The 13,083-nt window shown below is 73.6% G+C and carries 12 protein-coding genes; 9 read left to right on the top strand and 3 right to left on the bottom strand.

All coding sequences use genetic code 11. The features are described from left to right. Window positions 1–69: 69 nt before the first annotated feature. From CCO02nite_RS06980 to CCO02nite_RS06940, 9 genes are all read left to right on the top strand, one after another. Window positions 70–1,026: an AAA family ATPase gene (locus CCO02nite_RS06980; RefSeq protein WP_146842419.1), complete on the top strand. Its 957-nt coding sequence runs from the start codon at window positions 70–72 to the stop codon at window positions 1,024–1,026. A 1-nt stretch (window position 1,027) separates the two neighbouring features. Next, window positions 1,028–2,170 carry a DUF58 domain-containing protein gene (locus tag CCO02nite_RS06975; RefSeq protein ID WP_146842418.1) on the top strand — a complete coding sequence of 381 codons (1,143 nt, stop codon included), beginning with the start codon at window positions 1,028–1,030 and terminating at the stop codon, window positions 2,168–2,170. After that, window positions 2,167–4,461: a transglutaminase TgpA family protein gene (locus CCO02nite_RS06970; RefSeq protein ID WP_146842417.1), complete on the top strand. Its 2,295-nt coding sequence runs from the start codon at window positions 2,167–2,169 to the stop codon at window positions 4,459–4,461. Before CCO02nite_RS06975 ends, CCO02nite_RS06970 begins: the two co-directional genes overlap by 4 nt. 223 nt (window positions 4,462–4,684) lie before the next feature. Further along, a complete protein-coding gene (locus CCO02nite_RS06965; protein WP_146842416.1) occupies window positions 4,685–5,869 on the top strand; it encodes an RDD family protein in 1,185 nt (394 codons plus the stop codon). 175 nt (window positions 5,870–6,044) lie between these two features. Continuing rightward, a complete protein-coding gene (leuA, locus tag CCO02nite_RS06960) occupies window positions 6,045–7,817 on the top strand; it encodes a 2-isopropylmalate synthase (protein ID WP_146842415.1) in 1,773 nt (590 codons plus the stop codon). A 264-nt stretch (window positions 7,818–8,081) separates the two neighbouring features. Then, entirely contained in the window at window positions 8,082–8,813 is a 732-nt protein-coding gene (recO, locus tag CCO02nite_RS06955) for a DNA repair protein RecO (RefSeq protein ID WP_146842414.1), read from the top strand. Between the two features lie 13 nt (window positions 8,814–8,826). Further along, complete coding sequence (locus CCO02nite_RS06950) at window positions 8,827–9,255, top strand: NUDIX hydrolase (RefSeq protein ID WP_146842413.1); 429 nt, start codon at window positions 8,827–8,829, stop codon at window positions 9,253–9,255. A gap of 7 nt (window positions 9,256–9,262) precedes the next feature. Further along, window positions 9,263–10,066, top strand: a complete 804-nt coding sequence (locus CCO02nite_RS06945) for an isoprenyl transferase (RefSeq protein ID WP_146842412.1) — start codon at window positions 9,263–9,265, stop codon at window positions 10,064–10,066. 40 nt (window positions 10,067–10,106) lie between these two features. After that, window positions 10,107–10,451, top strand: coding sequence for a VOC family protein (locus CCO02nite_RS06940; protein ID WP_146842411.1), 345 nt, complete (start codon window positions 10,107–10,109; stop codon window positions 10,449–10,451). Between the two features lie 15 nt (window positions 10,452–10,466). On the opposite strand, the gene CCO02nite_RS06935 is transcribed toward CCO02nite_RS06940, so the two are convergent. The 3 genes from CCO02nite_RS06935 to CCO02nite_RS06925 are packed head-to-tail and all read right to left on the bottom strand — an operon-like array spanning window position 10,467 to window position 13,070. After that, window positions 10,467–11,471 carry a metal ABC transporter substrate-binding protein gene (locus CCO02nite_RS06935; RefSeq protein WP_146842410.1) on the bottom strand — a complete coding sequence of 335 codons (1,005 nt, stop codon included), beginning with the start codon at window positions 11,469–11,471 and terminating at the stop codon, window positions 10,467–10,469. A 36-nt stretch (window positions 11,472–11,507) separates the two neighbouring features. Next, on the bottom strand, window positions 11,508–12,143 hold the full coding sequence (locus CCO02nite_RS06930) for a DedA family protein (protein ID WP_146842409.1): 636 nt from the start codon (window positions 12,141–12,143) through the stop codon (window positions 11,508–11,510). Window positions 12,144–12,173: 30 nt separating this feature from the next. Further along, complete coding sequence (locus tag CCO02nite_RS06925; RefSeq protein WP_146842540.1) at window positions 12,174–13,070, bottom strand: metal ABC transporter permease; 897 nt, start codon at window positions 13,068–13,070, stop codon at window positions 12,174–12,176. Between the last annotated feature and the right edge of the window lie 13 nt (window positions 13,071–13,083).

Here is a 13,083-nt window from a genome sequence, read left to right as displayed (position 1 = left end):
CCGGACGACCGGCCGCGCGAGCGGCACCTCACCCCGACCTGCCGGACACGGCACGAGCATGGAGAGCACATGACCCCCGAGCAGACCACCTGGTTCGCCGAGACGTTCTCGACGCTGGTGGACAACGTCGGCCTCGCGCTGCTGGGCAAGGAGCACACCGTGCGCCTGGCCCTGACCGCGATGGTCGCCGAGGGCCACCTGCTGCTGGAGGACGCGCCCGGCACGGGCAAGACGTCGCTGGCCAAGGCGCTGGCCGCGACGGTGCAGGGCACGCACCACCGCATCCAGTTCACGCCCGACCTGCTGCCGAGCGACGTCACCGGCGTGACGATCTACGACCAGGGCACGCGCCGGTTCGAGTTCCACCCCGGCCCCGTCTTCGCGTCGGTCGTGCTCGCGGACGAGATCAACCGCGCGTCGCCCAAGACGCAGGCGGCACTGCTCGAGGTCATGGAGGAGGGCAACATCACGGTCGACGGCGTCACGCACCCCGTGGGCCGCCCGTTCATGGTGATCGCGACGCAGAACCCGATCGAGCAGGCCGGCACCTACCGGCTCCCGGAGGCGCAGCTCGACCGGTTCCTCATCAAGACCAGCCTCGGCTACCCGGACCGCGCGTCGGCGATCGAGATCCTCGCGGGCGCCAAGGACCGCACCATCGGGCTCACGGCCCGGATCACCACCGAGGCCGTCGGCACCATGGCCGACCTCGCCCAGACCGTGCACATCGACCCCGTCGTGCTCGACTACGTCGCGCGGATCACCGAGGCCACGCGGGACGACGCGCAGACGGCGCTCGGGGCGAGCGTGCGTGGCGGGTTGGCCCTCGTGCGCTGCGCGAAGGTCTGGGCGGCGTCGCAGGGACGCGAGTTCGTGCTCCCCGACGACATCAAGCAGCTCGCTCAGCCGGTGCTCGCGCACCGGTTCGTGCTCGACGCCGAGGCCGAGTTCGCGGGCGTGACCGCGGGCGAGGTGCTGGCTCGGCTGCTGGACCAGGTCGCACCCCCGGTGCTGCGGACGGCCTGACGTGCGGATCTCGCCGCTGGGGTGGGGGAGTGCGCTCGCCGCGCTCCTCGGCCTCGTGCTGGGCCGGGTGCTCGGGTGGGCGGAGCTCGCCGCGCTCGGCACCGGCCTGCTCGCGGTGCTCGTCGTGAGCATGCTCATGACGGCCGGGCGGGCGCGGTACGGCGTCCGGCTCGACATGGCGGACAACCGGGTCCGGATCGGCGAGCGCGCGGTCGGGCGCCTCGAGATCACCAACGCCGCGCGGCGGCGCGCGCTGCCGTCGCGTCTCGAGCTGCCCGTCGGCGCTTCGGTCGCCGAGCTCGCGGTCCCCGCCCTCGCGCCGGGCGCCTCGCACGACGACCTGTTCGCGATCCCGACGGCGCGGCGCGCGGTCGTCGTCGTCGGGCCGGTGCGCTCCGTGCGGGGTGACCCGCTCGGCCTCGCGCGACGCAGCGTGCTGTGGACCCGACCCGTCGACCTGTACGTCCACCCGGACCTCGTCGCGCTGGGCGGTGCGAGCGCCGGACTGCTGCGCGACCTGGAGGGCCAGTCCACGCGCGACCTGTCCGACTCGGACATGTCCTTCCACGCGTTGCGCGACTACGTCGCCGGCGACGACCGGCGCTACATCCACTGGCGCACGTCCGCCCGCCGCGACCGGCTCATGGTCAAGCAGTTCGAGGACACGCGGCGCACGCACACCGTGCTCGCGCTCGCGACCGACCCGCGCGACTACGCGGGTGACGACGAGTTCGAGCTCGCGGTCTCGACGCTCGCGTCGATCGCGGTGCAGACGTTGCGCGACGAGCGTGACCTCGAGGTGCTCGCCGGTCCCGGCGCGCTGCGCGTGCGGACCCCCGCGCTGCTGCTCGACGACTGCTCGGGCCTGAGCACGTCGTCGTCCGGTGCGGGCGTCACGCTGCTCGGCCGTCGGGTCGTGCGTGAGGCGCCGCAGTGCTCGGTCGCGATCCTCGTGACGGGCAGCGTGCCGTCCGACGCGGACCTGCGGCTGGGCACGCGGCACCTGCCCGCCGGCACGCGGACCCTGGTGGTGGCGTGCGAGAGCGGCGCGCCCGTCGCGGTGCGCACGCAAGGCCGCGTGAGCCTGGCGACCCTCGGCACGCTCGAGGACCTGCCGCGCCTGCTGCGCCGGGCGGTCTCATGAGCGCGCGCACGGCGGCCGGTGCGGGAGCTCGCGACGGGGCACGGCTGGGCATCGACGCACTCGTGCTCGTCGCCGCGCTCGCGCTCGTGCTGTACCCGCTGCTCGACGTCTACGGCGGGAGCACGGCCGTACCGGCGATCGTCGGCGGGCTCCTGATCGGGGCGGGCATCGCGCTGGCCGGCGCCTGGCGCGGGTGGTCGGCGCTCACGGTCGTCGCCGGGACAGTCGTCGCCTTCGTGCTCGCGGGCGGTGCGCTCGCGGTGCCGTCGACGGCGATCGCCGGGGTGGTGCCCACGGGGAGCACGGTCGTCGCGCTGGCGCGCGGCGCGATCTCGTCGTGGTCGCAGGTCGTGACGCTGCAGCCACCCGTCGGGGAGGCGGGCGAGGCGCTCGTCGCGGTGTACCTGCTCGCGCTCGTCGGGTCGGTGGCCGCGGTGTCGGCCTCGGGTCGGCTGCGTGGCGTCGCCGCGGCGACGGGTGCACTCGTGCCGGTCGGCGTGCTCGTCGCGGTCGTGCTGCTGGGCGAGCGCTACCCGAGCATCCCGCCGGTCGCGACCGGGACCGCGCTCGCCGTGGTGCTGCTGCCCTGGGCGGCGTGGCGCACGGGGACGCTACGGGCGCGGCGCGTCGTCGCGTCCGCGACGCTGGTCGCGGCCGCGCTCGCCGGTGGGGTCTTCGGCGCGCCGCTCGTCGTGGGGGACCAGGTCCGCTACGTCGTGCGCGACGAGATCACGCCGCCGTTCGACCCGCGGGACTACGCGAGCCCGCTGTCCGCGTACCGCAGCTACCTCAAGGAGCTCGACGAGACGACGCTGTTCACGGTGACCGGCCTGCCCGCCGGCGCGCGCGTGCGGCTCGCCACGCTCGACCGCTACGACGGTGTCGTGTGGAACGTGGCGGGCGACGGCTCGGCCGAGGCTTCGGGTGAGTTCCGCCGGGTCGGTGGACAGATCCCGACCGACGAGCAGGGCGAGGTTGCCCACGTCCAGGTGACGATCGACGGGCTGACGGGTGTGTGGCTGCCGACCGTGGGCCAGGCGACCGCCTTCGACACCGACACCGACACGGCCGACGACCTGCGCCTCAACGACGCGACCGGTGCCGCCGTCGTCACGGGTGGCGTGCACCCCGGACTCACCTACGCCATCGACGCGGTCGTCCCCCCGGTTCCGTCCGACGAGGAGATCGGCACGGCCGACCGGTCCGACGTCACCCTGCCGCCCACCGTCGGCGTGCCGGACGTGGTCGCGACGACCGCCGCCGACGTGGCCCGCAACGCAGGGCAGCCGGTCGAGGTCGCCCGCTCGATCTCGCAGTGGCTCACCGAGAACGGCTTCTACTCCGACGGCGGCGAGGACAGCGACGCGCTCTCGGGTCACGGCGCCGACCGGATGGCCTCGCTGCTCGGCGACTCGGTGATGGTGGGCAACGGCGAGCAGTACGCGTCCGCGATGGCGCTCATGGTGCGCGAGATGGGGTGGCCCGCGCGCGTGGTGCTCGGCTTCGTGCCGCAGGGCGAACCGGACTCCGACGGCGTGCTGGCCGTCACCGGCGATGATGTCGAGGCGTGGGTCGAGGTCGGCTTCACGGGCTACGGCTGGGTGCCGTTCGACGCGACGCCGCCGCGCGAGCAGACCCCCGACCAGAGCGAGGAGGAGCAGCCGCGCGAGCCCGAGCCGCAGGTCGTGCAGCCGCCCCCGCCCCCGCCCGGCGCCGTGACGCCGCCCGACGACGACACCGAGCAGCCCGCGCCGGATCAGGCTCCCGACGCGCAGGACGACGGAATCGACTGGGCCGGCGTCGCATGGGTCGCGCTGCTGGTCGGCGTGCCGTTGCTGCTGCTCGCGCTGCCGTTCGTCGTGATCGCGGCGATCAAGGCGCGCCGCCGCCGACGGCGCCGTCGGCGCGGCGACACGGTGACGCGGGTGGCCGGTGGCTGGGCCGAGGTCGTCGACGTCGCGCACGACCTGCGGCGTCCGGTCCCACCCCGCGCGACCCGGTCCGAGGCCGCACGTGCCCTGGCCGACAGCTTCGCGCCCCCGGCAGGCCGACCGGTCGGCAGACGCTCCGCCGAAGTGTCCACGCAGGTCGGCGTGCTGGCGCGCGAGGCGGACCGGGCCGTGTTCGCGCCGGGCGCCCCCGAGCCGGGCCAGGTCGACGCCTACTGGTCGCGTGTCGAGTCGACGGTCAGCGCGATGCGCCGGTCCGCCGGCTGGCGCCGGCGCGCCCGGAGCCGGCTGTCCACCGCGTCGCTGCGGCGGACGCGTCGGGGTGCGGGGCGCCGCCCGTGACCAGACCCAGACCCGGGAGACGGCACGCCGCCAGCTCGCCCACCGTCCCGTTGCCCTGCACTGTCGAGGAGTCCTCGTGACCGCCCAGCCACCGCCTCCCCCGCCGTCGCCGCCCCCGTTCCCACCGGCCCCGTTCGCACCGGTTCCGGTCGCGGCGGCTCCGCTTGCGACGGCGCCGTCCACGGCAGGGCGGGGCTCGCGTGCCGGGACGCGGCCCGCGTCGATGTGGCGCCGGTTCTTCGGCGGCGTCCTCGACGGGTTGCTGGTCATGCTCACCTCGGCGTGGGTGCTGCCGTTCATGCCCGTCGGCGCCGACCGCGATGCGGCATCCGTGCCGACCGCGCTGCTCGCGGCCGGCACGCTGCTCACGGTCGTCGTGGTGGTCGTGCAGTGGGTGCTGCACGGGCGGCTCGGCTGGACCGTCGGGCGCCGACTCGTCGGCATCCGCACGCTCGACGTGCAGACGCGCCGGCCGATCGGTCTGGGCCGCGTGCTGCTGCGCGGCCTCGTCGTCGCGGCGGGTGTCGTCTTCTTCTTCGTCGGGCAGTACGTGGTGCTCCTCTCGTCGCTGTTCGACGGCGCCGGGCGCAACCGCGGCTGGCACGACAAGGCAGCGCGCGACGAGGTGCTCGACGTTCGCGCCGGCCTGCCCGGTGCGCCGGCCGCACCGGCCCCGCCCGTGTCGTCGGACCTTCCCGCGCCGGCCGCTGCGCCGGCCGAGCCCGGTGCCGTCGGCGGACCCGCGACCGGCGCCGTGCCGGTGTGGGCGGCGGCCAGCGCCCGCGCGACGCCCGCCGAGCCGCCGCCGACGACCGCCTCTCTCGTGCTCGCGCCGCTCGCGCAGCACCGTGCCGGCCCCGACCTCGACACGCGCTCGATCCCGCTCGTGCCGCCCGCACCCTCGTCGGCTCCGCCGCTGCCGTCGACTCCGCCCGTGCCCTCGTCGGCTCCGCCTGCGCCCGCGCCGGAACCGGCGGACGACCCCGCCGACGAGGCCGAGGACGTCGAGACGACCCGTCGGGGGCTGCACGCGGCACCGCCCGGACCCGTGCCGCCGCCCCCGCCGCGCGCTCCGGTGACGGCCGCCTACCTGGAGATCAGCGACGGCCAGCGGATCGTCGTGACCCGGACGGCGCTCGTCGGGCGCAACCCCGCCGCGGCCGCACCCGGTGTGCAGCTCGTGCGCGTCGTCGACCCGACGCGGTCGGTCTCCAAGACGCACCTGCAGATCGCGGTCGAACCCTCGGGTGTGTGGGTGGCCGACCGCGGCTCGACCAACGGGACCGTCGTCACGCTGCCCGGGGGCGCGCAGGTCATCTGCCCGGTCGACCACCCGGTGCGGCTGCGGGTCGGCTCGGTCGTGATGTTCGGGGACTGCGTGCTGCGGCTGGTCGGGACGCAGGCCTGACGGCGGACCGGGTTGCGGACGGGCGCCGCCTTGGGGGTAGGGTGCGAGCGTGCTCAGGAACACCCTCCTTCTTCTGTGCCGCGGCGAGGCCTTCTAGGCCGGATCCTCGCCGCGGTGTCGCCGTGTGCCGGCTGACCACTCGCCGAGTCGAACCGCAGCGAAGGACCCCACCCCCATGAGCTACCTGGACACGAGCCCGCAGCAGCCGTCGGGCATGCCGATCCACAAGTACCGCCCGTTCCACGAGCAGATCCGCGTCGACCTGCCCGACCGCCGCTGGCCCGACGCCCGTGTCACGCAGGCCCCGCGCTGGTGCGCGGTCGACCTGCGCGACGGGAACCAGGCCCTGATCGAGCCCATGAACCCCGCCCGCAAGCTCGAGATGTTCGAGCTGCTGGTCGACATGGGGTTCAAGGAGATCGAGGTCGGCTTCCCGGCCGCGTCCCAGACGGACTTCGACTTCGTCCGCAAGCTCATCGAGGAGAACCGGATCCCCGACGACGTCGTGATCCAGGTGCTCACGCAGGCGCGTGAGCACCTGATCGAGCGGACGTACGAGGCGATCGCCGGTGCCCGGCAGGCGATCGTGCACCTGTACAACTCGACCTCCACGCTGCAGCGCGAGGTCGTGTTCCGGTCCGACGAGGACGGCATCGTCGACATCGCCGTCTCCGGCGCGCGGTTCTGCAAGAAGTACGAGGAGCTGATCCCGGACACCGAGGTCCTCTACGAGTACTCGCCCGAGTCGTACACAGGCACGGAGCTGGAGTTCGCGCTGCGGATCTGCAACGCGGTGCTCGAGGAGTGGCAGCCGACGCCGGACCGCAAGGTCATCGTCAACCTGCCCGCGACGGTCGAGATGGCGACGCCGAACGTGTACGCCGACTCGATCGAGTGGATGAGCCGCAACCTGCGCTACCGCGAGTCGGTCGTGCTGTCGCTGCACCCGCACAACGACCGGGGCACGGCGGTCGCCGCCGCCGAGCTCGGGTACATGGCGGGTGCCGACCGCATCGAGGGCTGCCTGTTCGGCAACGGCGAGCGCACCGGCAACGTGTGCCTGGTGACCCTGGGCATGAACCTGTTCAGCCAGGGCATCGACCCGCAGCTCGACTTCTCCGACATGGACCGCATCCGCCGCACCGTCGAGCGGTGCAACCAGCTTCCCGTGGGCGAGCGGCACCCGTACGGCGGGGACCTCGTCTTCACGGCCTTCTCGGGCTCGCACCAGGACGCGATCAAGAAGGGTCTGGACGCGATGGACGCGTCGGCGCAGCGCGTCGGCAAGACCGTCGACGACATCGTCTGGGCCGTGCCGTACCTGCCGATCGACCCCAAGGACGTGGGTCGCTCGTACGAGGCGATCATCCGCGTGAACTCGCAGTCCGGGAAGGGCGGCATCAGCTACCTGATGAAGTCCGAGAAGGACCTCGACCTGCCGCGCCGGCTGCAGATCGAGTTCTCGCAGGTGGTGCAGCAGCACACGGATCAGCACGGCACCGAGGTCACGGCCGACGACCTGTGGCGGATCTTCGTCGACGAGTACCTGCCGGTCGAGGCGGCCAAGGTCGCGACGCCCGCGCAGGAGTTCGGCGACCTCGTCCCGTGGGGCCGGTTCTCGCTGCGCGGCACGCGCACGACGAGCGCGCAGGACGGACCCGACTCGCTCTCTGTCGACCTGGTCGACCGGGGCGAGGTGCGCACGCTCGACGGCGCCGGCAACGGGCCGGTCGCGGCGTTCGTGGCCGCACTCGACCAGGTCGGCGTGCACGTCGCGGTGCTCGACTACGCGGAGCACGCCCTGTCCGCCGGTGGCGACGCGACCGCGGCCGCCTACGTCGAGTGCGCGATCGGTGACCAGATCCTGTGGGGGGTCGGCATCGACCCGTCGATCACGACGGCCTCGCTCAAGGCGATCACCTCCGCGGTCAACCGGTACGAGCGCTGACGCGCCCGACCTGACCCGACCGGATCCCCTGCGCCCCGATCTCGGGGCCGGGCGCCCCACCACCGCGCCCGGTCCCCGTGCGCGGGCTGCCGTCGGCGACCCCGACGAAGCCCGCGTGCCGGCCCGCGCCGCCGCCGCACTCCGCCGTCCACCACACCCCTGGGTGGGCTGTCGATCCGCGGCGGCGGCGCGAGCTCGTGCGTCGGTGGTGTCCGTGTCCGTGTCGGTGACGTGAGTGTCGGTGGCGCGGGGGAGGATGGGCCGGTGAGCCTCTACCGCGACGAGGCGATCGTGCTGCGCACCCACAAGCTGGGGGAGGCGGACCGGATCGTCACGCTCCTGACCCGCCAGCACGGCAAGGTGCGCGCGGTCGGCAAGGGCGTGCGGCGGACCACGTCGCGGTTCGGCTCGCGGCTCGAGCCGTTCATGCATGTCGACCTGCAGCTCTCGACGGGCCGCAACCTCGACATCGTCACGCAGGCCGAGACGCTCGGGCCGTACGGCCGGCCGTTGGCGGCGGACTACTCGCTCTACACCGTCGGCACCGTGATGCTCGAGACGGCCGACCGCCTCGTCGAGGCGGAGCACGAGCCCGCGCTGCAGCAGTACTGGCTGCTCGTCGGGGCGGTGCGGGCGCTCGCGACGCGCGAGCACGCGCCCGGGCTGGTGCTCGACTCCTACCTGCTGCGCGCGCTCGCGGTGGCGGGCTGGGCGCCGAGCTTCGCCGACTGCGCACGCTGCGGCGAGCCCGGGCCGCACCACGCGTTCAGCGTCGCGTCGGGCGGTGCGGTCTGCACACGCTGCCGTCCGCCGGGTTCGGCCTCGCCGGCACCCGAGACGTTCGCACTGCTCGCGGCGCTGCTCGCGGGTGACTGGGCGGTCGCCGACGCGAGCGCCGAACGCCATCGCGGGGAGGGCGCCGGGCTCGTCGCCGCGTTCAGCCAGTTCCACCTGGAGCGCCACCTGCGCTCCTTGCCGCACGTCGAACGCGTCTGACCGAGGGGAGCGAATGGACCTGCGGGTGGCCGCGTACGCGGTGATCACGGACGACGAGGGGCGCATGCTGCTGCCGCACTGGGGCGAGGGCGAGCTGCACGGGTGGACGTTGCCCGGCGGCGGGCTCGAACCGGGCGAGCACCCCGATCAGGCGGTGGTGCGCGAGGTGTTCGAGGAGACGGGCTACCACGTCGAGCTCGACGGCCTGCTGGGCATCGACTCGATCGTCGTGCCGAGCGCGGTGCGCGTCGACCCGACCCAGCCGGACCTGCAGGCGCTGCGGGTCATCTACCGTGCGCACGTCGTCGCGGGGAGCCTGACGGTCGAGGCCGACGGCACGACGGACGACGTCGGCTGGTTCGCGCCGCACGAGGTCGACGCGCTCGACCGCGTCCCGGCCGTCGACGTGGCGCGACGGTTCGCCGGTCTGCTCGTCGACTGACGGCACAATGGGCCGCGTGCCGAAGACCGCGCCGAAGATCGTCGTGCCTCCCTACCCGCACCCGTCCGGGGAGCGCCCACCGGCGATCCCGCGGCAGTTCGTGCCCCGCCACGTCGCCGTGGTCATGGACGGCAACGGCCGGTGGGCCAATGCCCGAGGGCTGAGCCGCGTCGAGGGGCACAAGGCGGGCGAGGCCTCGCTGCTCGACGTCGTGGCCGGTGCGATCGAGGTCGGCGTCGAGTACGTCTCGGCGTACGCGTTCTCGACCGAGAACTGGAACCGGTCGCCCGACGAGGTGCGCTTCCTCATGGGCTTCAACAAGGACGTGCTGCGCCGCCGTCGCGACGAGATGGACTCGTGGGGCGTGCGGGTGCGCTGGGCGGGCCGCCGGCCGCGGCTGTGGCGTTCGGTGATCACCGAGCTGGAGGAGGCCGAGCGCCTCACGAAGGACAACACCGTCTGCACGCTCACGATGTGCGTGAACTACGGCGGGCGGGCCGAGATCGCCGATGCCGCCGCCGCGCTCGCGCGCGACGTGCAGGCCGGCCGCGTGAACCCGGACCGGATCTCCGAGAAGGTCTTCGCGCGCTATCTCGACGAGCCGGATCTCCCGGACGTCGACCTGTTCCTGCGGTCGTCGGGTGAGCAACGGACGTCGAACTTCATGATCTGGCAGGCCGCGTACGCCGAGCTGGTGTTCCTCGACGAGCCCTGGCCCGACGTCGACCGCCGGCACCTGTGGCGCGCGGTCGAGGAGTACGCGCGCCGCGACCGGCGTTACGGGGGTGCGGTGGACCGGCCGGCGGGCTGATCCCGGGCGCCGTGTGGGTGGGCGTCGGTAGCGTGCCGGCATGACGATCTCGGTGGGAATGATCACGTTCGACACACTCGACGCACCCGCGCTCGCGCAGTGGTGGGCGCGGCAGACCGGCGGTGCGGTGGAGGGCGAGGGCGGCGGCGAGTACGTCATCGTGCGGCCGCCCGCGGGCCCGCTGCTCGCGTTCCAGCAGGTCCCCGACCCGACCCCCGGCAAGAACCGCGTGCATCTCGACCTGTCCGCGGCCGACCGGGACGCGGAGGTCGAGCGGCTGCTCGCCGACGGGGCGATGCTCGTGGCGCGTCACGACGAGGGCGACTTCGTGTGGGTGGTGCTCGCGGACCCGGACGGGAACCACTTCTGCGTCGCCCACGGGTGAGCCGCGGCGTCGCGGTCAGGAGCAGCCGAGCGCGGTGCGCAGGGTCGTGAGGTTGCGCTCGGCGACGGAGACGAAGTCGTCGTCGCCGGACACGTTCTCGATCGGGTCGAGCACGGCTGTCGTGGCGCCCACCTCCGCGGCGAGCTCGTCCGCGCCGCGGGGGTCGACGAGCGGTTCGGTGAAGACGGTCGTGGCGCCCGCGGCGAGCTCGCGGGCGGCTGCGGCGTCCGGCGTCGAAGGCGGGGTCGTCGGGTCGGTGCCGAGGATGCCGGCGGTGTGCAGGTTGTAGCGGGTCGCCAGGTAGCCGAACGCGTCGTGCGACGAGACGACCTCGCGTCGCTCGCAGGACAGCAGCCCCGACGCGTACCGGACGTCGAGGTCGGCGAGCTGCGCCGTCAGGTTCTGGGCGTTGCGTTCGTACGTGAGCGATCCGCTCGGATCGAGCTCGGTGAACTGCTCGGCGACGTGTTGCGCGAACGACGGCATGCGACTCAGGTCCAGCCAGAAGTGCGGGTCGGCGGGCGGTCCGGGCGTGCTCGGGCTGGGGGACGGGTCGGCGGACGGTTCGGCGGACGGGGGCGCTGGGGGGAGCATCGCGTGGTGGTCGTGGGCGATCGCGACGTCGCCGGTGTGGCTCGCGGCGTCGACCAGCACCGGCCCGTCAGCGCCGGTGTCAGAGCTGGTGTCAGAGCTGGTGACCGCGGTGTCGACCGCGGGCTGGAACCCGGAGAGGAACAGCACGACGTCGGCGTCGTCGAGCTTCGCGGTCAGCTCGGCGTCCAGCGGCGCGTCGTGCGGCTGGGTCCCGGGAGCGACGAGCCCGACGACGTGGACGCGGTCGCCCCCGACCTGCTCGGCGACGTACTGCAGGGGGTAGATCGCAGCGACCACCTCGAGCGGGCCGTCGTCCGCGGCATCCTGCGACGACGTGCACGCGGCGAGCGTGAGCGGGAGGAGCGCGGCGACGATGCCGGCGAGAAGTGTGCGCACGTCGGCCATTGTGGCCGTAGAGCGCTCCATCGCACCATGGCACGGGTCAGGCAGGCAGGGGCCGGATCAGCAGTCGGTGGGTGACGGCGTCGGAGTCGCGGGCTCGTCGGACACGGCGGCATGACGCCCGTGCTCGGTGTGCTCGTGCAGGTGGGTGGACTCGAGGTGCCGGTGCGCCGCGCGTTCGAGCCGGCGGCGGGCGATCCACACACCGAGCACCACGAGCACGACGACGGCGCCGAGCAGCGCCCACGGAGAGGTGGCGAACAGCGCGATCGCACCCCAGACGGCGCCGAGCCCGACGGTCGCCCACACCACCGACCAGACGATCGCGCCGGGGATCGTGGCGAGCGTGAACCGCAGGTAGCGCATCTTGATGAGGCCCGCGGAGGCGAAGACGGCGGTCTGCAGCCCGATCGTGAGGAACGCGAACATAACGGCGAGGGCGCCCCAGCGGCGGACCCAGTCGAGTCCGCGCTGGGCGGCGTGCGTGTTCGTCCATGCCTCCAGGCGCGTGATCATCGCGCGCCACCAGGTGAAGCCCCAGTCGCTCTCGTGCACGGTCTTGGCGCCACGGACCACGCCCCGGCCGGCCCAGTACGTCGCGTGGGACCGCGCCATGCCGATCACGAACAGGACGCCCACGGCAATACCGGCCGACAGCGTGCTCAGCCCGAGAAAGCCGATGGGGTCGTCGTCCACGCCGTGATCGTAGACGAGCGATCCGCGATGTCAGTCGCGCGTGTCCTCACGGGCGAGCACGACGTCGTCCGGCAGGTCGGGGTGGGGGTCGTGCGCCGGCACGGGGCGCCGCAGCGCGGGGCGCAGGCCCGCGGCGACGGCGTAGACGGCGATCGCGAGCACCACGATCGTCGCGCCGGGCGGGATGTCGTTCCAGTACGTCAGGACGAGCCCGACGACGCTCACGCTCACGCCGGTCACGCTCGCGGCCACCATCGTGCGGCCGAACGAGCGCGCGTAGAGCTGGGCGATCGCGACGGGCACGATCATGATCGCGCTGACGAGCAGGAGCCCGACGACGCGCATCGCGACGGTCACGGTCAGCGCGGCAAGGGTGGCGAGCGTGATCGCCAACCAGCGGGTCGGCAGGCCGCTGGCCCGCGCGAACTCCTCGTCGTGGCTGACGGTGAACAGCGCGACGCGCAGGCCGATGCCGACGACGAGCACGAGCGCGGCGAGCGCGACCATCCACCACAGGTCGGTGGTCGAGACGGTCGAGATCGAGCCGAACAGGTAGGAGACGAGGCTCGCGTTGGTCCCGCCGGCAACCTTGATCAGGAGCACACCACCGGCGATGCCGCCGTAGAACATCAGCGCCAGCGCGAGGTCGCCGCTCGTGCGGCCACGCTCACGGACCAGCTCGATGACGATCGACCCGACGACGGCCGCGACCACCGCACCGGGGATCGCGAGCGTGTCCTGCGGGACGAGGTCGGCCCACGTGCCGATCAGCCAGCCGAGCGCGACACCCGTCAGGGCCACGTGACCGATCCCGTCGCCCATGAGCGCCATCCGGCGCTGCACCAGGAACGTCCCGACGATCGGCGCGGTGGCGCCGACGAGGATCGCGGCGAGCAGTGCGCGCTGCATGAGCGGCGAGGACAGCATCTCGACGACCGCA

Origin of the sequence: Cellulomonas composti (assembly GCF_007990245.1) — a bacterium.
Lineage (GTDB): Bacteria > Actinomycetota > Actinomycetes > Actinomycetales > Cellulomonadaceae > Cellulomonas > Cellulomonas composti.
This window is presented reverse-complemented; position numbering and strand designations above follow the sequence as displayed.